The organism is Gaoshiqia sp. US2, assembly GCF_059705485.1.
Map to the genome: position 1 here is coordinate 3,287,640 of NZ_AP048550.1, position 23,876 is coordinate 3,311,515.

A 23,876-nucleotide genomic window follows, 5' to 3' on the forward strand; every position below is an offset into this window, starting at 1 on the left:
TCTTCTTTTATATGGGCATTGAAATAGGTATTCCCGGTTTCTTTGCTGATTATTCGGAAAAGATTGGCCTCAATTTTACATCGCTGGAACGGACAGATATGCTGAAGTATTACTGGGGTGGTTTGATGGTTGGACGATTAATCGGAATTTTTGTATTGCAAAAATTTATCGCCCGCCAGATTCTTACCTTATGTGCTTTTGGCGGAGCCGCCTTTGTAGCTGCTTCGTTGGCAATTGGCGCTGCTATTCTCATGCCGGTGATGGGCGCTATCCAAACCGCTACCGGTTCGGTTGTGGTGGCTATCAGCTGTTTGTTTATTTATTACCTCTACCTGATCTTCTTTGCTACGAAAGGTTCTAAAATCAGGAACTGATCCGTTTAAAGAGATTAATTCATAAATTTAGCCATCCGCCAACCAGCGGATGGTTTTTTTATTTTACATGTTCTGTAGCATAAGAGGGAAAAAAAAGAACAATTCATATTAAGAGTATATATTACTTTTATAATTTTGACTCGTATGGATGCAATCAAGAAAAATCTTCTGAAGGAACTTTACGAAGAACACCCGCAGCATTACGTAGCTGTGGACTGTGTCATTTTTGGATATAAGGACGATGAGCTGAGGTTACTGCTTTATCCCCGAAGTTTTGAACCGGCAAAAGGCAACTGGTCGCTGCTGGGCGGCTTCATCCAGGATAATGAATCGGCAGACCAGGCGGCTGCACGCATCTTAAAAAGAACAACCGGTTTGGATCAGATTTATATGGAGCAGGTGGCTGCTTTTACCAAACCGGATCGTGAATCGGCCGCCCGGGTGATCAGCATTGCCTACTATGCCCTGATCAGACTGGATAAACACGACGAAGAAATTGTGCATCAGTATGGAGCCGACTGGTTTCCCCTGGAAAAAAAACCGGATTTGATTTTCGACCACGATGAGATTGTGGAAAAAGCCTTGTCGAAATTGCAGCAAAAGGCCGGTTACCAGTTGGTGGGGCCGGAGCTGTTGCCCGAATTGTTTACCCTGACACAGCTTCGGGGATTATACGAAGCCATTTTTCAACGGGTACTCGATCCCGGAAACTTCCGGAAGAAGGTTTTATCGCTTGGATTGCTGAAACGCTCCAATAAGAAAGATTCAACCGAATCGAAAAAAGGAGCATTCTATTACAGTTACCTGCATCAGGATGATCAGGATAAGGATATTGGCCGAATTATAAAAACATAATATAAAACGATAATTGAGATGGAAAAAATTGATTTCAAAAATTTAGAAGTGTGGTTTGTAACCGGAAGTCAGCATTTATACGGGCCTAAAACCCTGAAACAGGTTGATCAGGATTCGGAAACCATTGCCAACGCCTTGAATGTATCGTCACACATTCCTGTTAAAATTGTGTTTAAACCGGTAGTTACCACACCGGCCGAAATTTACAATTTATGCCTGGCAGCCAACAGCGACGAAAAATGTATTGGCCTGATTACCTGGATGCACACGTTTTCGCCTGCTAAAATGTGGATTCAGGGTCTGGGTGTGCTGAGCAAACCTTTTGCTCACTTCCATACTCAGTTTAACCGGGATATTCCATGGAATGAGATTGATATGGATTTTATGAATCTGAACCAGTCGGCTCACGGAGACCGGGAATTTGGTTTTATTTGCACCCGTATGCGTTTGAACCGCAAAGTGGTCGTTGGTTTCTGGCAGGACGAACAGGTTCAGAAAAAACTGGGCGACTGGTCAAGAGCTGCCGTCGGTTATCACGAATCAAAATCGTTGAAAATTTGCCGCTTCGGCGACAATATGCGGCATGTGGCTGTAACCGAGGGAGATAAGGTGGAAGCGCAGAAAGTGCTTGGCTGGCAGGTGAATTATCACGGCGTTGGCGAATTGGTTGCCAGCATGGCGACGGTCACCGAAAAAGATATTGATGCCCTGATGGATGTTTATGCCGCTGAATATCAGCTTGCCGACAAATCGGATAAAAACGTTCGTTACCAGGCAAAAATTGAACTGGGAATGAAAAAATTTCTGGATCAAAACGGTTACAAAGCATTCACCACAAACTTCGAAGATCTGACCGGTCTGGAACAACTTCCGGGTTTGGCCAGTCAGCGCCTGATGGCTCAGGGTTACGGATTTGGCGCCGAGGGAGACTGGAAACAATCCGCACTGGTCCGCATCATGAAAGTCATGGGCGCCGGATTGAACGGAGGTTGTTCATTCATGGAAGATTACACTTATCACCTCGATCCGGCACAACCGGCCGTATTGAGCGCTCATATGCTTGAAATTTGTCCGTCGATTGCCGGAGGAAAAGCGGCCATTGAGGTGCATCCGCTGGGTATTGGAGGTAAAGATGCCCCGGCCCGTTTGGTTTTTGATGTTCCTGAAGGTGACGGAATTAATGCCTCGCTGGTGGACATGGGCGGCCGTATGCGGATGATTCTAAACCCGGTGAAATCGATCAAAGCCAAACCGCTGCCTAAATTGCCGGTTGCCCGGGCGCTCTGGATTCCGATGCCCAACCTGGAAATCGGGGCTGCAGCCTGGATTTACGCCGGCGGAGCTCACCATACCAGCTTCTCGATGGCGCTGAACCGTGAAAGTCTGGAAGATTTTGCTGAAATGATCAACCTGGAGTTGGTCGTTATCGACCAGCAGACAACGATTACTGAATTCAAAAAGGAATTGAGATGGAATGATTTGTATTATCACCTGTCAAAAGGTTTGCAGTAATAACCAACGAATACAATAAACTTAAACTTAAATTGAATGGCTTTATTAGACTGGATCGTAATCGGAATCTTTGCCCTTGCACTGATTGGAATTATTGCCTGGGTGTTCAAACAAAAAGAGGAAACCTCGGGAGACTATTTTTTAGCGGGCCGGGATGCTACCTGGATTGCTATCGGGGCTTCAATTTTTGCCTCAAACATTGGATCTGAACACCTGATCGGACTGGCCGGCGCCGGAGCTTCGAGCGGGATGGCGATGGCGCATTGGGAAATCCAGGGCTGGATGATCCTGATCCTGGGCTGGGTCTTTGTTCCGTTTTATTCCCGAAGCATGGTCACCACGATGCCCGAGTTCCTTGAGAAACGTTATAATTCCGAATCGAGAACCATACTTTCGCTGATCTCCCTGGTTAGTTACGTGTTGACCAAAGTGGCTGTAACCGTATACGCCGGAGGTTTGGTGTTTAAAGAAGTATTTGGCATCGAAAGTATCTGGGGGATTGACTTCTTCTGGATTTCTGCAGTTGGACTGGTATTGCTGACTGCTGTTTACACGGTCATTGGCGGTATGAAATCGGTTCTGTATACCTCGGTGCTGCAAACCCCGATTTTGCTTTTAGGTTCGTTAATCATTGTTGTGCTTGGGCTGAAAGCCGTTGGCGGCTGGGATGAGGTGATGTCGATTACCAGCGCCGTGAAAGTGAATGAATACGGCGACAGCATGACCAACCTGATACGAAGCAACCGGGACTCTGATTTCCCCTGGCTGGGCGTGTTTATTGGCTCGGCAGTCATCGGTTTCTGGTATTGGTGTACCGACCAGTTTATCGTGCAACGGGTATTGTCGGGTAAAAACGAAACTGAATCCCGTCGCGGAACCATTTTTGGCGCTTACCTGAAGTTAACTCCCGTGTTTCTGTTCATGATCCCGGGGATGATTGCTTTCGCCATGGCACAAAAGGGAGTGGTGATTAATGGCGAGGTATTTACCTTAACGTCGTCCGATGCTGCCTTCCCGACCTTGGTATCCAAGTTGTTACCGGCCGGGGTAAAAGGATTGGTAGTTTGCGGTATTTTGGCTGCGTTGATGAGTTCGCTGGCTTCTTTGTTCAATTCGTCCTCCATGCTTTTTACCATCGACTTCTACAAAAAATACCGTCCTCAGTCCAGTGAAGCAAAATTGCTTCGGGTTGGGCGTATGGCAACGGTCGTTGTGGTGGTGTTGGGCGTTTTGTGGATTCCCATCATGAGAAGTATCGGAAGCGTATTGTATAACTACCTGCAGGATGTTCAATCGGTATTGGCGCCGGGTATTGCCGCCGCATTCCTGTTGGGGATTCTTTCAACCCGGCCTACTCCCAAGGGAGGGATGTGGGGAATGATTGCCGGTTTTATTATCGGCGTCCTGCGCCTTGGGGCTAAAGTGTTGTATACAACCATAGCCGGGAATGCCGGTTATGACGATGTAAAATCATGGGCCGCCGAGCACGGTGTAAATAACTTCTTCTACGTCCTGTTTTACGATGTAAACTGGTTATTCTTTAGCGGGGGGATGCTGGCGTTTAGTATGCTGGTGATTGTTGTGGTCAGTATGTTCACGCGACCGGCGCCTGCAGCACAAATCGAAGGCCTGACTTTTGCATCGGCTACAGCTGCTCAAAAAGCGGCAACCCGGGCCAGCTGGACGAAGTGGGATCTCTTCCATACCATTGTAATTATAGGATTGACCGTGGCTTTCTACATCTATTTCTGGTAGGATATTGTTGATCTGTAAAAATTGAAAAAATGTTGAAAAAACTGAAAGAACAGGTGTGCCGGGCCAATCTGGATTTGGTCAGGCATGGCCTGGTGATTTTTACCTGGGGAAATGTCAGCGGGATTGACCGGGAAAAAGGCCTGGTGGTCATTAAACCCAGCGGGGTTTCGTACGATGGCATGAAACCGGATGATATGGTAGTGCTTGATCTGGACGGGAACCTGGTGGAAGGCAAGTATAAGCCTTCGTCCGATACGGCCACCCACCTCGTTTTATACAAACATTTTAAAAACATCGGCGGCATTGTGCACACCCATTCCGAATGGGCAACAAGCTGGGCACAGGCGGGTAAAGCCATTCCGGCGGTAGGCACCACGCAGGCCGATTATTTTTACGGCGAGATTCCCTGTACCCGTAAAATGACGGATGAAGAAATAAACGGGGCTTACGAACTGGAAACCGGAAATGTGATCGTTGAATGTTTCAAGGAATTGAACCCCGATTATATCCCGGGCGTGTTGGTGAACAACCATGCTCCTTTTTCGTGGGGAAAAGACGCCCTTGATGCGGTTCATCATGCCGTGGTGATGGAGGAAGTAGCCAAAATGACTTTCCGTTCATTTCAGCTTAATCCTGATACGGCGATGTCTCAAACGCTTTTAGACAAACATTTCATGCGTAAACATGGGAAAGATGCATATTACGGACAATAGAATAAAAACTGTTAAAGATGACAAAAGCAAAATATACGATTGGACTGGATTATGGCTCCGACTCGGTGCGTTCGCTCATTGTGAATGTTGAAACCGGCGAAGAGGTGAGCAGTGTGGTGTTCGAATATCCGCGCTGGAAAAAAGGCCTGTATTGCGATCCTTCAAAAAATCAATTTCGTCAGCATCCGAAAGACTACCTGGAAGGACTGGAATATACCATTACGGAGGCCCTAAAACAGGCTCCGGCAGGCGTTGCCGAAAACGTGGTTGGCATTTCGGTTGATACCACCGGGTCAACGCCGGTAGCTGTCGATGAACAAGGTACACCCTTGTCTTTAACCCCGGGGTTTGAGGAAAACCCAAACGCGATGTTCGTGTTGTGGAAAGACCATACGGCGGTGAAAGAGGCGGATGAAATCAACGCACTGGCCCGCATATGGGAGATTGATTTTACGAAATATGAAGGCGGAATTTATTCGTCGGAATGGTTTTGGTCGAAAATCCTGCATGTTTCGCGCGCTGATGCCGGCGTTTTAAGGGCCGCTCACAGCTGGGTCGAACATTGCGACTGGATTCCGGCCGTACTGACCGGCAAAACCCGGCCAAAAACCCTGAAACGAAGCCGCTGTGCCGCGGGACATAAAGCCATGTGGCACGAAGCTTTCGACGGTTTGCCTTCCGAAGAGTTTTTAACTTCGCTCGACCCCATCCTCAGCGGATTACGCGACCGGATGTTCAAGGAAACCTATACCTGCGATGTGGCGGTAGGTAAACTGACTGATGAATGGGCACAAAAACTGGGACTTTCAACCGACGTTGTGGTTGGGGTAGGGGCTTTCGATGCGCACCTGGGAGCGCTTGGCGCCGAAATTCAGCCCTATTACCTGAGTAAAGTGATGGGGACTTCCACCTGTGATATGCTGGTTGCCCCGATGGAAGAATCGGGCGATAAACTGATTGCCGGCATATGCGGGCAGGTAGATGGTTCCATTATTCCGGGCATGTTGGGTATGGAAGCCGGACAATCGGCTTTTGGCGACATCTATGCCTGGTTTAAGCGCGTACTGATGTGGCCGGCCGAACAAATTCTGGCAACAACGAGCCTGGTGAATGAAGAAACCCGGCAGAAACTGCTGAATGAAATTTCGGATAAGCTGGTTGCCGAGTTAAGCAAAGCTGCCGCTGAATTGCCGATTGCCGAAACCGGCGTGTTAGCTGTCGACTGGATGAACGGACGCCGGACACCGGATGCCAACCAAAATCTGAAAGGCGCCATGGCCGGGCTTAGCCTGGGAACCGACGCCCCGCGTATGTTCAGGGCCCTGGTCGAAGCAACGGCTTTTGGGTCAAAAGCCATTGTCGACCGTTTTGTCCGCGAAGGCGTACGGATTGACGGGGTTATCGCGCTTGGAGGCGTGGCTAAAAAATCGCCCCTGGTGATGCAGATTGTTTCCGATGTGTTGAATATGCCGATCAAAGTGGCCCGTTCAGAACAGGCATGCGCCCTCGGTTCGGCGATGGCTGCCGCTGTGGTAGCCGGGGTGTACGCGACAACGGAGGAAGCACAGGCAAAAATGGGCGGCGGTGTTGAAACAGAATACCACCCGATTCCTGAGAATGTAGCGAAGTACCAGGCGATTTATGACAGGTACTTAAAACTGGGCGGATTTATTGAAGCTGAATTAACCTGATTTTAGCTTGCCAAATCGGCCCGATTCTCGCGAAAAAATAATAAATTGCCCGGTAAAACCGGGCAATTTTTATGTATGACATTATAGGAGACGTACATGGTCAGGCAGATCAGTTAAAGGTGTTATTGACTCAGATGGGGTACAGCTCATCGGGTCAGGTGTATTCGCACCCTGAACGGAAAGCAATTTTTGTCGGTGATTTTATTAACCGCGGGCTTCAAATCAAGGAAACCATACGGATGATCCGCGCCATGGCCGAGAACGGACATGCTTCTGTCATTCTTGGAAACCACGAAATCAACGCGATTTATTATTCTCTGCTGGACAAGCAGGGAAAGCGTTTAAGTAAGCGCTGGTCGCGCCTGCGCCTTGATCTGAATCCGACCTTAAGTGAATTCGCCTCGAATATGGACGAATGGAACAGCCATATTAAATGGATGCGTACCTTGCCGATGTTCCTGGAATTAGACGAAATACGTATTGTGCATGCCTGTTGGCAGGACGAAAATATTCGCCTTTTAAAAGAGCATCTGACTGAACCAAAATTGAAAAAGTCGTTTTTGAGAAGCATGGGGAAAAACAATTCGGAGGTAGCCAGGGCCTTTTGGGAAACCTGTAAAGGAATTGATTTTCAGTTGCCCAAAGATTTGTTGATTTTTGACAGGGATGGCCGTCCGCATCGTTCGTTCCGGTCGAAATGGTGGGTCGATCCCTGGGGTAAAACCTTCCGGGAGCTTTCGTTCGAGAGTCGGTTTGATTTGCCTTTTTACACCATCCCCGAGGAGATCATTATTAGCCGGAAGCCTTATTCGAAGAAGGAACCGATTGTATTCTTTGGTCATTATTGTATGAAAAACGGTTCAAACATTATCGAACCCAATATTTGTTGCCTCGATTCGTGCGTGAGCAGGAAAGGAACACTGACGGCTTACCGCTGGAGCGGTGAAAAAAAACTGAAGCCGGAAAACCTGGTGAAATAGGTACATATTTTTGGTGTTGAAAATAAGATTGTTACTGAAAGCCCAATTTTCACGGTTGTTTTTCCTGCTTTTTTTTAATTGTTGCTATTGCAGAGAAAAAAAGAAAGTATATATTTGCAAAGCCTTTTAAGAAACGGATTTCAGGAGGTTGGTTCTTTTAAAAAGTACTTTTGGTATCATTGTAAAAACCTTTATTGGTGCGGTAGTTCAGCTGGTTAGAATATCGGCCTGTCACGCCGGGGGTCGCGGGTTCGAATCCCGTCCGCACCGCAAAAAATGATGCTTAAGTACGATTTGGTGCGGTAGTTCAGCTGGTTAGAATATCGGCCTGTCACGCCGGGGGTCGCGGGTTCGAATCCCGTCCGCACCGCTCAGGGTTCGCCAAACGGCGAAAACCAAAAGCCATCAAGAGGCCGTCTCAACGTAAATTTGGGACGGCCTTCGTTTTTTTACATTTTGTTGCATTAACAGGCCGGGATGACTTCATATTCCCGATGATCTCGTTACGAACAGCGGAAATGAAAACAGCTTCAACGGTGTATCTAAACCATTGAAGCTGTTTTTGTGATTCGGACAATTGGCCTATCTGCAGGGCAAAAAGCTAAGCAGCGTATCGCCGCGAAGACCCCGGCGGAGCGTTTCAAGCGGGATAACCTCGTTTTCGGCAATGTTTCCCAGGTTTACGTTGGGACCTAATAATTTGATAAACCATACTTGCTGGCTTTTTAGCGGAGCTTCCCAAAGGATTTGATCGGCGTTGAGTTGTTTGCGGATGTCCAGGATCAGGTTAAAGTTGGCAGAGCCGTCTTCGTTGTAAATGCCTATATTTCCGCTTTCACGGGCCTCAGCAATCACTTTCCAGGCGCCAGCCTGCAATTCGGTCTGCATCCACGAGACCCACTCTTCGTTTGAAATCTCTTTGCCTTTCAGTTTGGTCCCTACTTCTGATAAAACCACGAAATCTTTCGAAAGCGTTTCAATATACTGACATTTCCGCCCGTGTTCGATGGGAAGTACCCCGTCGGAAACTTCGGCCATCCCGACGCCGCTTTCGGTAATAAATTTGCGGAAATCATCAAACATATCCCGTGCAATAAAGGCTTCGAAAAGCGTTCCCCCAAAATAGGGTTTCAAGCCGGCCTGCTGGTAAAGTTTAATTTTTTCCTTCAGTTTTGGAGTGAGCAAGCCTGTGCCGAAGCCTAATTTGACCAGATCAACATATTCAGAGGAAACGTCGCAAAAATCTTCAGCCTCCCGTAGGCTTAATCCTTTGTCCATAACCATGGTGAGACCTGAATGTCTTGGTTTATCCGGCCTCTCAGGGATAAATGGCAAATTAAAATTCATTATTTTATAGTTTGGTGGATTGAAATTTCTTGATGAGTTTCCGGATCGATTCGTTTTGGCTGGCTTCCGGGTAAAAATCAAATAAATCGCGGTAGCTGTTAAAATCAATCTCCAGGGCTTTTTCAAAATAACCGGTAGCCGACACTTCATCTTTATTTTCGAGCAAATAAGCGGTCAGCCGGTAATTGATTCCCGAATCGTTGGAAAGTATTTTGTATGCGCTTTTTAAAATGTCGATGGCCTTGTTCAGGTTGCTGCGGTCGTATTCCATTTCGGAATAAGAAACCCAGCAATCCGGGTTGTCGGGATCGAGGACGGTTGCTTTTTCATAAGCCGTTTCGGCCTGGTCGAAATTATCGAGTTCGTGGTTGATCTTACCGTAAATCAGCCAGAAGTCGGGGTTTTCGTCTTCCAGTTTCAAGGCTTTTTTCACAAAGGCCAGGGCTTCAGTTAGTTTACCTTCCATCCACATGATCATGCCGCAGCCGTACCAGGCATTGGCGTTGTTTTTATTGAGCCGGATGGCTTTCCGGTAGTTAACCAAAGCGTCGTTGTACTGGTCGAGGTTCAGGTAACATTCGCCTAAATAGCAGTACGCGTCGTCGTTTTCTTTATCGCGTTCGAGGTATTCCTGGTAACATTCGATCGCTTCCCGGTAGCGGTTACTGTTCGAAAGGGCATTGGCTTTGTTAAACCAGGCCTGTTCAAAATCATCCTGCAGGGCAATCGAATAGTCGTAAGCATCAACCGCTTCGTCGTGTTTGCCAAGGCGGTTGTAAGTAATTCCCAGGTTGTACCATACCGACGAGTTGAACGGATCGATATCCAGGTATTCGTCGTAATAGCGGATACTCTTGTCGAAGTCCTGTATTTTATCGAAATAATAACCTAATTCGTACAAAACAAGTTCATTTTCCGGATTGATCCGGTAAGCTCTTTCGAGGAAGTCAACGGCTTTTTCTGCTTCTCCGGATTGTCCAAGCGTGACTCCGATGTTGTAAAGTAATTCATCCTGATCTTCATCGCTGTACCGAATGGATTGTTCATAGGCATCGATGGCCTCGTCGACCATGCCGAGCATGATTAGAGCAGAACCCCTCACCAGGTACACGTCCGAATTGTTCTTTTCAACCCGTTCGGCCAGATGGACCAGTTCGAGCGCTTCTTCGGCATGTCCGTCGACCAGCAGGATTTGGGCTTTTTTAATTTGCAGGCTGGTGGAGGCGGGGTGAATGGCCAGTCCGTTTCCAGCGGCTTCGTAAGCAAGTTTGATTTTTCCTTCATCCAGAAAATAGTCAATAATCCCTTCAAATTCGAATACATCAAAGTATCCGAACTCCTGGGTTTTGATCATTTTTTTGAAACGCTTAACTGCTTCAATGATTTCTTCATTTTCGAAATAATCCCTTGCGTCCTCGTCCATAAAAAGAAAATTGCAGTTGCAAATTTAGAAATTGTTTTTGAAACAACTTACTCCGGCTGATGCTCTTTTCTTAAAAGGTCGTTTATCGTCTTCACCGGATTGAAAGTTGTGATCGGAACTTCCACAAAAAGCGTGTTCCAATCAGCCATAGCTCCGTTCCACAAACCGGGTAGTTCCTGCGCCTTAAGCGCTTTTCCGTCTTTTGACTTTCGGGAAATAAACCCGGTGGCCGGATCGGTATATTTGTTCAGGTCGTATTTTTCTCCTTTGTAGTTTTTAAATGCGCAAACCAGGTCAACGGGGTTAAAGTGGGTGGCTTCACCGGTAATTGCCATTTGTTCGAGGTTGTCGGCGTCGATTTGTGAACTCTCGACCACCTGCAACGAGACCGACCCATCGGCGTTTTCGGCCAGAAAGGGCCCCCCGCCCGGTTCGCCTTCATTTTTTACCATCCCGCAAACCCGGATTGGCCGGTCGAACTTTGATCTCAGGTAATGGTATAAATTTTCTTTTTCGATGTAATATTGATCTGTTGGCGGTTGAATATTCAGGATATTTTCGAGGAAATTGACTGCTTCGGCAAAGAAGGCGCTGTCGAGCGCGTAATAATGATGCGTATCGAGGATTTGCTGATAGCTGAAAATTTTATGCTGTAGCCGTAATAATAAACCTGCCAGCACTTTCTTGTACTTTACCGTTTCGGGTTTAAGGTAGTCGGGTACCACATTGTCGATGTTTTTGATAAACACCAGGTCGGCATCCAGCTCATTCAGGTTCGAAAGCAAGGCCCCGTGCCCGCCGGGACGAAACAACAGGCTGCCGTCGTCGTTTCTGAACGGCTCATTGTCGGGGGTGACGGCAATGGTGTCGGTTGACGGTTTTTGGCGGCTAAATGTAATCTCGTAAACTACCTGAAACTCTTTTTCGTACCGGGATTTTATGTCAGACAGGTGCTTTTCGAATGCCTGTTGGTGTTCGGGCGAAACGGTGAAATGAATTTTTACTTTCCCGTCGGCATTTTTAGCGTAAAGAGCGCCTTCCACACCATGTTCTTCAAAGGAGGTTCGTGCCTGCTTGCCGTAGCTGTGAAATTTTAACAGGCCTTTGGGCAGGTTGCCGTAGTTTAAACCGCCTTCGGTTAATATCAGCCGGAGCAGTTCTGCCGCTGATAATTCTTCGGGTGGTCTGCCTGCAAGTTCTTTTAATTCATGATAAAAAGCGAAATTCTTCAGTCCCGAAAAAAAAGGTTTCATTTCTTTGTCGGCCCGGATTTCTTCTTCCGGAACGCCTTTGTCCAGCTTTTCCCTGGCTTCAAACAAGGCTTTAAACATCCGGCTGGCTGCGCCCGAGGCCGGTACAAACTTCAGCAGGCTGGTTCCCTGTGCTACTTGTTCCTCAAAATAATCGGTATTTTGGGCGGTATCCGCTTCATTCAACCGGATAATACCCTTGCCGACGGTGGCGGCTTGTATCACTTTCAGGAAAGGAAATCCCTTTTTAAAATTCTCAATCTGTTCAGAAACAATCCGATGGTCGCTTCCTCTTTCTGCTATGTCCGAAATGTCTTTTGCGCTAAACATCGTTTTTGGTTTACAGGTTTCGTATAAATTTAGGAAATCAGGCTTAATAAAAGGTGAAAGCCGGGTGGTTCGTGGGTTAAAGTTTTCAACAGTTGTTGATAAACCGGATTCGGCGGCAGGGAGAAATGCTTGCTTTTTGTGAATGAAACGAAATTACATTCCCGTTTTATCCTTTAGACTTAATCATTAATTTTGCCGCATAATGAAAACGAATGACCGAACATAAATTTCCGTGGGGACATCAGAAACGGTATAACGATTTTCCGACTTATTTCCGCAGTAAATTTACCGACCGGGTACAAAAGGTATCGGTTGACGCGGGTTTTACCTGTCCGAACCGGGATGGGACCAAGGCCCGGAACGGCTGTTCGTATTGCAACAACATCACCTTTAAACCCGATTATTGCCGCCTGGAGAAAAGCATTTCGGAGCAGCTTCGTGAAGGAGTTGACTTTTTTGCCCGCAAATATAAGTCGATGCGCTTTCTCGCTTATTTTCAGGCCTACTCCAATACCTATGCCGACTTGCCGGTGTTGAAAGAACGGTACGAAGAAGCCCTGTCGCATCCGAAAGTGATTGGCCTGGTGCTGGGTACCCGCCCCGATTGCGTGAATGAAGAAATCCTGGATTACCTGGCCGGATTGTCGGAAAAGTGTTACCTGATGGTTGAATTTGGCATTGAGTCGGTAAACGACGACACGCTGCGCCACATCAACCGGGGACACCAGTTTGCCGAAGCCCGGTGGGCATTGGAAGAAACCGCGCGCCGAAACATTCACAACTGCGCCCACCTGATTCTGGGTTTACCGGGCGAAAACCGGGACGACTTTCTTCGTCAGGCCCGGCTTATTTCACAACTTCCTGTTGAAAACCTGAAGTTACACCAATTGCAAATCCATAAAGGAACCCGGATGGCCGTTGAATATGAGCGACATCCCGAGGCTTTTCAGCTTTTTTCGGTCGAAGAATATGTCGACCTGGTGGTCGATTACCTCGAATTGCTGAACCCGGCCATTGTCGTTGAGCGATTTGTGAGCCAGGCCCCGGCGGGTATGGTCATCGCGCCCAACTGGGGACTGAAAAACTTTGAGTTTGCCGCCAAACTGGAAAAACGGCTCGAAGAACGCGCTACCTGGCAGGGACGTTTATTCTGATCATTAAATTTTACTACCTTTGCCGCGCAGACCGCTCTATCGCTTTCCCGTAACAGGGAAGGAGGAAAGTCCGGGCAACGCAGGGCGCCATGCTTCCTAACGGGAAGAAAGGCGAAAGCTTTTAGTAACGTAACAGAAAATAACCGTCCGGCTTGCCGGATAAGGGTGAAAAGGTGAGGTAAGAGCTCACCGGTTTCGGGGGTGATCCCGAAAGCCGTACGTCTCATGGGTTGCAAAGCCAAATATATCATGATCAGCGTTTACGCTCACAGGGTTGCCCGCCCTGTTTCAGGACTCCGGTCCTGATTATCATGAGGGGTAGGCTGCTAGATTGTAACAGCAATGTTACAGCCAGATAAATGATAGAGGTCCCGGTTTTCCGGGAAACAGAACCCGGCTTACAGGTCTGCTTTTTTTCTTTTTAAATCTGCAACGCTTTTTTGAAATGGCCGTGGCGTGGTTTTTAACCGCGCATTCGGTGCATTCGGTCATTGCCGGTTAAAAACCGGCGCACCCGGGGCGGGTATTTTGACGACCACTGCTGCGCTTAAAAAAATGGTTCTCCATACAAAAGCAGGCAACAGGGCTTATGTCCTTCCGGACGGGATTTACTTTTTTGTCTTGACACAAAAAAGTAAACAAAAAAAGTCAAGGCTGACGATGATTTTGAAGGAAAACGACGGGTTATGAATGCCACACGGCCCCAACTCGTCGTTCCTCCTCAAACAGGGCTGCTTACCAGTCCCAGCTCGGATTCCCTTCCCTTGTTTTCCGGGTTCAAAATCCCCGTAGGCCGCAGCCGGACGACAGTTCGTCACAGAAACGCGGGTCATGCTGAACTTGTTTCAGCATCTGTTGCCATTTGTTGCCCCGGCGGATGAAGTGTGACGCCAGATCAATGATCCGGAAAATCCGTTTCAATTATCCGGAAAACTCATTTGTATTTTCCGGGAAATGCAATCGGATTATCCGGTTATTCGGAAAGATTCTCCCGCTACCGACAATTTACAATTCGTCTGCTGACAGGCATTTATGAACCGGCGGTTCGGAAACCGCCGCACCCGATTAGGAACGCCGTTCGTTAATCGCTTGTTTTTTAAATTGATTCCAAATTAGTTGCTTAGTAAAATTTATTACGTCAAGTTTTGTAAATTGGGGAGCGAAACTGGAAAATTCCGGTCGGTTGGTTGATTTGAAGCGAAAGGAAAAAAACGACATAAACCCTTAGAGGCGATGTTGGAGAGGCTGTTGGAGGGGAAGAAACAGATCGGGGGAAGGACGTTTTAGGTTCCAATTTTTTTATTGCCGGATAGAAAAGTACACGATTGATGGTTTGATGTGGGTGAGAGGAGCGTATAACGATACTCTCCGGATTTGGAAGAATATATTTCACTTTCCATCTGACAAAACGGAAATATATTTCATAGTAAATTTACACAGACGTTGGCAACAAGTGTAAAAAAAACGGACGAACAGACAGATACGATAACGACAAAATTAAAATAAGAAAGGATTTAGCTTTTTGACAAGACAGTGCAAATTTGATGGAAATTTATTTTGTTTTTTTCTTCCCCCCCCGCAAAAAAAGAAGAAGGAAGCCCCACCCACATTGCAGCACATTTGCAAGCCCCACGAGCCGATGCTCAAAACCAAAGCTTGCAAAAGAGCTGCAATTTTGCTTACGCACCCGTGCTAAATTGGTACATTTGAGTTTTAATTAAAAAAACAGATTTTAATAAATGGCAAATAAAATATCACTTTCACGTTTAGAAAACTTCCTTTTTGAGGCATGTGACATTCTGCGGGGTAACATGGACGCCTCGGAATATAAAGAATACATCATTTCCATGTTGTTTCTTAAAAGGGTAAATGACCAGTTTGATATACAACGTGATAAACGTAAAAAGAAATTAACAGAAGAAAAAGGCTTGCAAGACCCTGAAATGATTTACGGGGAACTTGAAAAAGAAAACGCACCTGAGTACGACTTTTTTGTGCCAATTGCTGCCCGATGGAGACGTTTGGATGGAGACCCTGAATACTACACGGATGATGAGGGCAAACAACAGGCGTGTAACTATATAAAAGATTTACAGGAGGAAATTGGAGACCATTTAAACAAAGCCCTTGCTGCCTTAGAAACTTCCAACCTTGACAAACTTGAAGGTGTATTCAATCAGGACAATATTAACTTCAATAAGACCTTTGGCAAAAACAGCAAGCAAATAAGCGATGAAGATTTAAGAGAACTTATCCGGCATTTTAATAAAATGAATCTGAAGGATGACAATCTTGAATTTCCTGATTTAATGGGTGCTGCGTATGAATACCTGATTAAACATTTTGCTGACAGTGCCGGAAAGAAAGCCGGAGAATTCTACACACCCAACGAAGTTGTAAGATTATTGGTAAATATTTTGGAACCGGGTGAAGATGCCGAAATTTATGACCCAACCGTGGGAAGTGGTGGTATGCTCATTGAAAGCAAAAACTATGTGGAAAGCCGATATGGAAGTGCCAGAAACCTTTCGTTGTTTGGTCAAGAGAAAAGCGGAACAGTTTGGGGCTTGTGTAAAATGAATATGCTTTTCCACAGTATTTACGACAGCAAAATTTCAAACGGCGATACACTGGTAAAATCTCTGCATACCGAAAACGGTGAACTGAAAACCTTTGATATTGTTATTGCAAATCCGCCTTTTTCGCAAAACTACAGCTGGACAGCAACACAGCAGAAAGAACGCTTTCATTTTCGGATGCCCGAAAAAGGAAAAGCCGATTTTATGTTTGTGCAACACATGGTTGCCTCGCTCAACAATAATGGTCGTATGGCTGTGGTTATGCCCCACGGTGTTTTGTTTCGAGGTGGCGATGAGCGTAAATTCAGGGAATGGCTCATTCAAATCAATGGCGGTACCGACCGTTGCTTTTTGGAAGCGGTAATTGGTTTACCTTCGGCTTTGTTTTATGGTACTGGTATTGGCGCAAGTGTAATTGTGATAAATAAAAAAGATGCACACTTACGTGAGAAAGTGCTTTTTATAAATGCCGACCGGGAATACAAGGAAGGTAAAAACCAAAACAAGCTACGCCCCGAAGATTTAGAAAAAATTGCATTTACTTACCGCAACAAACAGGAAATTCCAAAATACAGCAAACTGGTAAGCAAAGCTGAACTGGCTGCCGAAGAATTTAACCTGAACATTCGCCGGTTTGTGGACAATGCACCGCCACCTGAACCGCACGATGTACATGCTCACTTGCAAGGTGGAATACCCGAAAGCGAAGTAAATGCAATAAAAGATTATTTCAATTGCTATGCAGGGTTGAATGCAAAACTATTTGAACCCTTGAAAGAAAACTATCTGAAATTTACCAATGCCGTTGCGGTAAAAGAAGATATTAAGAAACTGTTTGACGAGAGCAACGAAGTTAAAACAGCTCATGCTCAATACACCGAATCTATAAACCAGTGGTGGCAATTGCAAGTACCCGTAATTGAGCAACTGCCTACCAAAACCATTAATATTTTCGACCTTTACAATCGGTTTTCGGCTACACTTACCGAAAAGTTGAACACACTGCCCATTCTCGACGAATTTAAAAGTCGTGGTTCTTTTGCTGCGTATTGGAGCGAAATTACCAACGACATTAAAAGTGTTATTGCCAGCGAATGGAACGCAGAACTGATACCCGATGATGAAATTCTTGAAAGCCAGTTCCCCGATGTATTGGCAGAATTGCGGAGCAACGAAGCACGAAGAGACGAGCTACAAGCCCAATTTGATGAAGTAAACGAACTGGAAGACGAGGTTTGGAACGAAGAAGATTACGAAGTATGGCGCAGTAAGGAACTGAAAGAACACAAAGACAGCATTAAAGCACTAAAAGCCGAAAACAAAGTAGCCGAAAAAGAATATAAAAACCTGACCTTACGAATTAAAGCCAATGAAAAAGCAGGTGCTTTGTTTAACAATGAAGCTGAAACCTTAAAGAAAGAGTCTGCAAAATTGGCAGTACAGATTCAGCAATTAAATGAGCAGATTAAAGCTGATGAACTTCGAATTGCCAAACATACCGCCCTGGAAGAAGAACTAAAGCTTTGCAAACGAAAAGTAAAAGAGATAAAAGACCGCAAACAGACATTGGTTGACCAGTCCCGTTTATTAATTACACCCGAAGAAGCCAAAGAACTCATTCTTAAACGTTGGCAGTTTATCCTGCACCAAACCATTAACGGTTATTTGCAGACGCACCAACGCACGCTTTTGCAGGCAGTTGAAAACCTATGGGATAAATACACCGTTCCATTGCACAGTATTTTGAGCGAGCGTGAAAAAGAAACCCAATTGTTGAATAATTTTTTAAAGGAGTTGGGGTATGAGTGAACTTAAAGAATACATATTTGAAGATATTATAGCATCAATGCAGCTCGGAACAAATGAATTAGGCAATGAATATAATTTCGGGATTCCTTTGTTGAAAATGGGTAATCTTACAATAGGTGGCTTTGATTTTGAGAAACTTGAAAGGCTTAAAGAAGAAAATAGTAAAGAACTAACTGAATTTGTATTAAAAAAAGGTGATTTTCTCTTTAATACAAGAAATACCTTAGAATTGGTTGGAAAATCATCAGTTTGGAATAATCAATTACCAACTGCAACTTTTAACTCAAACATAATGAGAATAAAGTTTAACCTGAATAATTCACAAAAACGAAGAAAAGCTCACGAAAATTAAAGATAAATTACTATCTTACAGCGTCTTACAACCGTATTTCCATGAGCTCTTCAGAAAATAAAATTACCGAAAAAACTCTGGACAAGCAAACAGACGTTGCAATTTGCCAGGGAAAACTCTTCGATTTACAACCAATTGACAATAAGCGTATTGAGGTAAGTTTTACTGCATCTGAGATTTCTTCAGATGGTGGTTTGCTGTTGGTCAAAGATATCGAGAGCCGGATTGGCATCATCAAGTCGCTGGTTACTTGTATTGAGGACACCCGGCATCAAAGCTATGTTGACCACTCTTTGGAAGAGATTGCTGCACAGCGGGTATATCAGATTGTTGCTGGATATGAAGATGCCAATGATTGCAATACCTTGCGCGATGACACGATCCTGAAAATGAGTGTTGGACGTTTGCCCATGACAGGGAATGCCTTGGCATCTCAATCAACTATGACCCGTTTTGAGAACACCCCAAGAGCCAGTGAACTGTACAACATCGCGTATGCCTTTGCCAATAAGTTTATTGAATCCTACCCTTCGGAACCTCCTGTGATTATTATCGATTGCGATGACACCAACATTGATACCCACGGGGGGCAGCAGTTAACCCTGTTCAATAACTATTACGGAGAGTCACTAGTGTCTATTAATTTTTGTTAAAATGCCTCATATCTGTTTTATGCACAGCATGCTAGCTTTTCAAAACCTTGTCGCCCTTTTGAAATTTGTTCCTTTGTACTCAGGTACAAATTGGAACAAGTATGAACGTTGGCAAATATGTTTTCGCACAGATTGTGGAGTTTCTCCCGAAACGTTACTTCGAACGACTGGTAATAAAACACAAAGACAGGACAGTCAGAATGGCACCATCCTACTGGAGCCATATGCTGGTTATCATGTACGGCCAGCTCATAGGCTGCCATAGTCTTAGAGAACTCACAGATGTCACTATTGCTCATGCCAAAAGATCTTTTCACCTCGGGTTTGGAAAGGTTCCCATCAACAGAAGCGTTCTTTCCAAAGCAAACAGCCTTAGAGACCATGGGATCTTTGAGAAGTTTGCCTTTTACATTGTGTCTATTGCCCAGGCCAAACGTATCACCAAAGAGTTTGAACTCCACGGAAGGTTCTATGCCATTGATTCCACTACCATCGACCTGTGCATGTCGGTCTTTAGATGGGCAAAGTTTAGGAGCACAAAGTCTGGCATCAAGATTCATACCCAGATTGATATTGCCACTGAAATACCGGTCTTCTACAGAATCAGCCATGCAAATGTGCATGACACCAAGTCTATGGACTGGTTTACATACGAACGGCACGCTTGCTATGTGTTTGATAGAGGCTACTTTGATCTCTCCAGACTCTACGCAATTGAGCTGGCCGGAGCTTTCTTCATCATACGGGAGAAGTCCCGCCCTGATTATGAAATTACGGAAGGAGATGACATGCTTGAAGGAGATGACAATGTCCTGCGGGACCAAACGGTTAGGTTTACAGGAAAGCGAAACAGTGGAAACTATCCGGTTTCGCTCAGACGCATCGTATTCTATGCCCCTGACCTTGGAAGGGCCTTCACCTACTACACCAACAACTTCTACCTCAAAGCAAATGAAATTGCTCTTCTTTACCGTTACAGATGGCAGGTGGAGCTGTTTTTCAAATGGATCAAGCAGCATCTCCGTGTCAAATCCTTTTGGGGAGAATCCGAGAATGCGGTCCGCATACAGATACATGTCGCCATCATCACGTACTGTCTTGTCGCTATTATTGAACACGACCTCAAACTGGGCAGACCTGTTGTGGAGGTCATGCGTATCCTTGGTAATTCCCTGCTGGTCAAGGATCCCATTCAAGAACTCTTGGCTCCGAGGGAAAATAAGGCCTATGATGATAGCGATTGCCAACTGCATTTGGACTTCTAATTGAATTAACATTTTTTAATAGACACCAGTGACGGAGAGTATTGCTACATGCCCCTTCACATTTATGAAGGCTTGTCGGGAAAACTGATTACCACCATACTCAAACCAGGCAGGCGCAGCAAAAGTGCCAATGTTTTTGGGATACTCAAAAGGCTTGTTGCCCATTTGCGCAAATCGTGGAAAAATACGGTGATCATTGTTCGGGGCGACAGCCACTTTTGCAGCAAAGAGTTGATGGACTGGTGCGTTGGACAACCCAATATCCATTTTATAACTGGCTTGACCGGAAACAGCGTATTGAATTCGAGTGTTGAAACTCTTGTAAAGAGTTGCGAAAATGAATTTGCCAGATATGCCAAACCCATAAAGCGTTATCACTCATTTGGCTACAAAGCGGGTAGTTGGGAAAACCAGCAACGCGTGATTGTTAAAATCGAAGTGACAAGCAAAGGATCCAATATTCGTTTTATTGTAACCGACCTTTGGGAATACCGGACAAAGGCACTTTACGAACAAGGGTACTGCGGACGGGGCAGGATGGAACTCAATATCAAAGACCACAAAAACTACCTGCAATCAGGCCGGATGTCGTGCAATAGCTTTTATGCCAATCAGTTCAGGTTATTCTTGCATTCAGCCGCTTATGTGCTGATGCACTCGTTGCAGGAGAACATGCTAAAAACAAAGGGGTTGGCAGCTGTTACGATGAAGACATTACGTGAAAGGTTCATTAAAATTGCTGCCCAGGTTAGACAAATGAAGACAAAAATAAAAGTGGAATTTCCAGCTTCATGCCCGCAAGCCAAACTGCTTGAGAATTACTTCCTCGAAATCGGACAGTTGCGCCGTTAGCAACAACCCAACTATATTCAAAAATACATATTAATCAGGCACTTGCAAAGCACAAGATAAAATACCTATGTTCTGTGAAGAAAATACACACAATTTTTGGTCTAAAACTAAACAGGCCAACCTCTAAAATGACCAATCGAAAACAATCGCAGACAACAAATTTTCTTTTCAGCATATGGGTTATTAAATCCCACGGCTGAAAAAATCAAATATTCACCTTTTTAAAGTTTATGAATTATTCAGGTGAAAGAAGGTATTGATGATTTTTACTTAGGGCTTGATACAAAATAAACTTTACATATTTGGTACAATGGAATAATTCCATTCTCCATGAAAATCGTTTTTTGTGATATTTATCTTTCTCAAATCCTCATCTATTATTTTAATTCCTTTTTCATAGACCGTGTCATCGATTTTTGCTTTTATCAACAAGCCTTTTGTTGTTGTCGTAGCTGCAATCAGGCTTACTATTACCTGTAGGCTTGTCAGTGGTTTTGCCCGCCAGTTCATGGAGATATATGAAAACATCCTGTGTTCAATTTTATTCCATTTGCTTGTCCCTGGCGGAAAATGGCTTACAATTATTTCCATGTCCAACTCATTTGAAAGTGACTGTATTTCTGATTTCCAAAGACGGCTTCTCGCACTGTTGCTCCCGCCACCATCTGCTGTTATGAACAGGCGTTTTGATTTTCCGTACAAACCCGCCCCCATTTCATACCACCAGTTCCGTATGGATGAAACGGCAAACTTAGCTGTGTCGTAATTAACCCCAACGCTTACCCAGCCTTGGTTTTGCTCTATATCATACACCCCGTAAGGTATGGCTTTCCCTAGTTCCTTGTCGACAAAATCGTAAACCTTTACTTCGGGGGATCCGCCTTTTGGGTGCCATTCTTGTCCTGAATTCTTATAATTCCCCACTAATTCCTTCTTTTTGCAATCTACCGAAATAACCGGGTCCCCTAAAGCAATAAATTCTGTCGCCACTTTGTTGATATGTTCAAACTGTGCATCCCTATCTTCGTGTTCCCCGCCTTCGTCAACCTTCTTATTACCCTGCAAGCTAAACCCTTCGGAACTCAATATACGGTTAACTACGTTATAGCTAACATTATACCCTTTCCTTTTTAACTCCACCGCTATCTTTCTCGTACTCTTGCTTGTCCATAAAAGTGTATTCATCGGGTCTCCAACAGTATGGGGGCCTACCAATTCGCGGACAGCTTCTGTTAATCCAATTTCTTTGTCTGTCAGCTTTTTTCTGCCACCACCAGTCTTTCGGTTGCTTTTTAAATCAATCTTGTTTACATCTGCCGACCGCAATTCTTTAATCCCTGACGTTAGCGTCACCCTGGAAAACCCAGTAAGTTTAGCAGTTTTACTTATACCCCCACGCCCATGCCCGATCGATTCTGATGCCAAATACAGACGCTTGCTTTTTTCATCTAAATGGGGCAATAGCAAATCATATTTTTCCTGTAAAAGTTTATCGCTTTGCATACATTTTGTTTTTTTCAAATGTACATATTATTTCGTATCAAATCCTTAGGTTTTTATTTTTCAAATGGTATAGGTTGGAACGAATTTAAAAGAATTGCAACAGGGACAACCAGTGTTGCTGCAATTTATTCAAGAGATTTACTAAAGTGTAAAGTGTTTTTACCAGACTATCTAATTCAACGCCGCATCGCCCAAATCCTCACCACCACCGATGCCGTTATAGAAAAAACGCAAGCCGCCATAGCCAAATACAAAGCCATAAAGCAAGGCATGTTGCACGACCTCTTTACGAGAGGAGTGAAAAGTGAAAAACTAACAGTGAAAAGTGAAAAGGGGGAAGAAGAAAAAATAATTTGGAAACTGCGCCCAAGCTGCGAAGAAGCACCGGAATTGTATAAAGAAAGTAAGCTGGGGTGGATTCCGAAGGAATGGGAAGAAGAGATGTTAAGTTCCGTTGTTGAAATTATTAGTGGAGGAACTCCATCAACCCATATAAAAGAATATTGGAATGGAGAAATTCCCTGGTTATCAGTTGATGATTTTAATACTGGGAACAGGTATGCAACAATTGCGAATAAGAGAATTACAGAAGAAGGATTTAATAACTCCGCCACTAATATGCTTCTCCCAGGCATGTTAATTATTTCTGCTAGAGGAACTGTTGGAGTTATTTCTCAAATGAAAATACCAATGGCATTTAATCAATCTTGTTACGGTTTAAACTCAACAAGTAAGTTATTAGACAACGATTACCTTTATTATTTTCTGATTTACTTCATGGAATTTTTAGGTTTCAATTCTTATGGTAGTGTCTTCGATGTTATTACAAAAAAATCATTTGACAAAGTCTATATTCCAATCAACAAAAATTTTAATGAACAAAAATTGATTGTTGAACGATTAACTGCAATAGATAATAAACTCCAATCCGAGCAAGCCTATCTGCAAAAGCTACAACAAATAAAAAGGGGCTTGATGGAGGACTTATTAAGTGGAAAAGTAAAAGTGAAAAGTGAAAAGTGACAGAATAAATATGAAATACACGGTTAAAAATTATTATACTTTAAACTTAATTTTTCTATGTCAAAATCAATATTAAGAGATAAAAGTTATGCCTTTGCAATTCGGATTGTAAAACTTTCGCAGTTTTTACAGGCAGAGAAGAAAGAATTTGTATTAAGCAAACAAATATTGAGAAGTGGAACAGCCATTGGGGCATTAATACGTGAAGCTGAATTTGCTCAAAGCAAAGCCGATTTTATTAATAAAATGAATGTGGCATTGAAGGAAGCCAACGAAACGGAATATTGGCTTTGCATATTAAAAGACACAGACTACTTAGAAGAGAAATTGTTCATGAGTTTGCAAAAAGACTCCAAAGAATTAATAGCCATGCTTGTATCAACAGTAAAAACTTCAAAGCAATGACCCCAACTTTTCTCTTTTAGTTTTTCACTTCTCACTTTTATGTCCCAAATA

Annotated in this window: 19 protein-coding genes, 2 tRNA genes and 1 other RNA gene; 18 read left to right on the top strand and 4 right to left on the bottom strand. The window is 44.5% G+C overall.

The genetic code is table 11. The annotated features are described in order from the left end of the window. Positions 1 to 11 precede the first annotated feature (11 nt). The 9 genes from AC6H3C_RS13225 (at position 12) to AC6H3C_RS13265 (ending at position 8,250) form a co-directional block, all read left to right on the top strand. Positions 12 to 374 (top strand): hypothetical protein, encoded by a 363-nt coding sequence (locus tag AC6H3C_RS13225; RefSeq protein WP_497515854.1) that lies wholly within the window; start codon positions 12 to 14, stop codon positions 372 to 374. 144 nt (positions 375 to 518) lie between these two features. Further along, positions 519 to 1,229 carry an NUDIX hydrolase gene (locus AC6H3C_RS13230; protein WP_497515855.1) on the top strand — a complete coding sequence of 237 codons (711 nt, stop codon included), beginning with the start codon at positions 519 to 521 and terminating at the stop codon, positions 1,227 to 1,229. 18 nt (positions 1,230 to 1,247) lie between these two features. Then, positions 1,248 to 2,741 (top strand): L-arabinose isomerase, encoded by a 1,494-nt coding sequence (araA, locus tag AC6H3C_RS13235; protein WP_497515856.1) that lies wholly within the window; start codon positions 1,248 to 1,250, stop codon positions 2,739 to 2,741. Positions 2,742 to 2,777: 36 nt separating this feature from the next. After that, the gene (locus AC6H3C_RS13240; RefSeq protein ID WP_497515857.1) at positions 2,778 to 4,496 is read left to right on the top strand and encodes a sodium:solute symporter; all 1,719 of its coding nucleotides are present in this window, start codon (positions 2,778 to 2,780) and stop codon (positions 4,494 to 4,496) included. 29 nt (positions 4,497 to 4,525) lie between these two features. Further along, positions 4,526 to 5,209 carry an L-ribulose-5-phosphate 4-epimerase gene (gene araD / locus AC6H3C_RS13245; RefSeq protein WP_497515859.1) on the top strand — a complete coding sequence of 228 codons (684 nt, stop codon included), beginning with the start codon at positions 4,526 to 4,528 and terminating at the stop codon, positions 5,207 to 5,209. Positions 5,210 to 5,226: 17 nt separating this feature from the next. Next, complete coding sequence (locus tag AC6H3C_RS13250; RefSeq protein WP_497515860.1) at positions 5,227 to 6,900, top strand: ribulokinase; 1,674 nt, start codon at positions 5,227 to 5,229, stop codon at positions 6,898 to 6,900. A 71-nt stretch (positions 6,901 to 6,971) separates the two neighbouring features. Further along, positions 6,972 to 7,880 carry a metallophosphoesterase gene (locus tag AC6H3C_RS13255; RefSeq protein ID WP_497515861.1) on the top strand — a complete coding sequence of 303 codons (909 nt, stop codon included), beginning with the start codon at positions 6,972 to 6,974 and terminating at the stop codon, positions 7,878 to 7,880. 196 nt (positions 7,881 to 8,076) lie between these two features. After that, positions 8,077 to 8,150: transfer RNA gene (locus AC6H3C_RS13260), tRNA-Asp, on the top strand. Positions 8,151 to 8,176: 26 nt separating this feature from the next. Further along, positions 8,177 to 8,250, top strand: a tRNA-Asp gene (locus AC6H3C_RS13265). Positions 8,251 to 8,462: 212 nt separating this feature from the next. Here AC6H3C_RS13265 and AC6H3C_RS13270 read toward each other — a convergent pair. From AC6H3C_RS13270 to AC6H3C_RS13280, 3 genes are read right to left on the bottom strand one after another with little or no spacing between them, the layout of a single operon-like run. After that, complete coding sequence (locus tag AC6H3C_RS13270) at positions 8,463 to 9,227, bottom strand: phosphosulfolactate synthase (RefSeq protein ID WP_497515863.1); 765 nt, start codon at positions 9,225 to 9,227, stop codon at positions 8,463 to 8,465. Between the two features lie 4 nt (positions 9,228 to 9,231). Then, complete coding sequence (locus tag AC6H3C_RS13275; protein WP_497515864.1) at positions 9,232 to 10,650, bottom strand: tetratricopeptide repeat protein; 1,419 nt, start codon at positions 10,648 to 10,650, stop codon at positions 9,232 to 9,234. Between the two features lie 47 nt (positions 10,651 to 10,697). Next, positions 10,698 to 12,230: a DUF4301 family protein gene (locus AC6H3C_RS13280; protein ID WP_497515866.1), complete on the bottom strand. Its 1,533-nt coding sequence runs from the start codon at positions 12,228 to 12,230 to the stop codon at positions 10,698 to 10,700. Between the two features lie 212 nt (positions 12,231 to 12,442). Between AC6H3C_RS13280 and mnmL the strand changes: the two genes are divergently transcribed. The 7 genes from mnmL to AC6H3C_RS13315 all read left to right on the top strand — a co-directional run bounded on the left by mnmL (position 12,443) and on the right by AC6H3C_RS13315 (position 20,894). After that, positions 12,443 to 13,384 (top strand): tRNA modification radical SAM protein MnmL/YtqA, encoded by a 942-nt coding sequence (gene mnmL / locus AC6H3C_RS13285; RefSeq protein ID WP_497515868.1) that lies wholly within the window; start codon positions 12,443 to 12,445, stop codon positions 13,382 to 13,384. Positions 13,385 to 13,407: 23 nt separating this feature from the next. Next, positions 13,408 to 13,801: RNase P RNA component class A (rnpB, locus tag AC6H3C_RS13290), an RNA gene on the top strand. A gap of 1,322 nt (positions 13,802 to 15,123) precedes the next feature. Next, a complete protein-coding gene (locus AC6H3C_RS13295) occupies positions 15,124 to 17,772 on the top strand; it encodes a type I restriction-modification system subunit M (RefSeq protein WP_497515869.1) in 2,649 nt (882 codons plus the stop codon). Beyond that, a complete protein-coding gene (locus AC6H3C_RS13300) occupies positions 17,765 to 18,124 on the top strand; it encodes a restriction endonuclease subunit S domain-containing protein (protein WP_497515870.1) in 360 nt (119 codons plus the stop codon). Before AC6H3C_RS13295 ends, AC6H3C_RS13300 begins: the two co-directional genes overlap by 8 nt. 41 nt (positions 18,125 to 18,165) lie before the next feature. Then, positions 18,166 to 18,777, top strand: a complete 612-nt coding sequence (locus AC6H3C_RS13305; protein WP_497515872.1) for a transposase — start codon at positions 18,166 to 18,168, stop codon at positions 18,775 to 18,777. A 101-nt stretch (positions 18,778 to 18,878) separates the two neighbouring features. Beyond that, the gene (locus tag AC6H3C_RS13310) at positions 18,879 to 20,042 is read left to right on the top strand and encodes an IS4 family transposase (protein ID WP_497515873.1); all 1,164 of its coding nucleotides are present in this window, start codon (positions 18,879 to 18,881) and stop codon (positions 20,040 to 20,042) included. An 18-nt stretch (positions 20,043 to 20,060) separates the two neighbouring features. After that, positions 20,061 to 20,894 (top strand): IS1380 family transposase, encoded by an 834-nt coding sequence (locus AC6H3C_RS13315; protein ID WP_497521269.1) that lies wholly within the window; start codon positions 20,061 to 20,063, stop codon positions 20,892 to 20,894. Between the two features lie 294 nt (positions 20,895 to 21,188). Here AC6H3C_RS13315 and AC6H3C_RS13320 read toward each other — a convergent pair whose 3' ends face one another. Next, a complete protein-coding gene (locus AC6H3C_RS13320; protein WP_497515874.1) occupies positions 21,189 to 22,397 on the bottom strand; it encodes an ISAzo13 family transposase in 1,209 nt (402 codons plus the stop codon). Positions 22,398 to 22,415: 18 nt separating this feature from the next. Here AC6H3C_RS13320 and AC6H3C_RS13325 point away from each other — a divergent pair, with 18 nt between their 5' ends. Together AC6H3C_RS13325 and AC6H3C_RS13330 are read left to right on the top strand one after the other, a co-directional pair. Then, positions 22,416 to 23,420, top strand: coding sequence for a restriction endonuclease subunit S (locus AC6H3C_RS13325; RefSeq protein ID WP_497515875.1), 1,005 nt, complete (start codon positions 22,416 to 22,418; stop codon positions 23,418 to 23,420). Between the two features lie 57 nt (positions 23,421 to 23,477). After that, positions 23,478 to 23,825: a four helix bundle protein gene (locus tag AC6H3C_RS13330; protein ID WP_497515877.1), complete on the top strand. Its 348-nt coding sequence runs from the start codon at positions 23,478 to 23,480 to the stop codon at positions 23,823 to 23,825. Positions 23,826 to 23,876 lie beyond the last annotated feature (51 nt).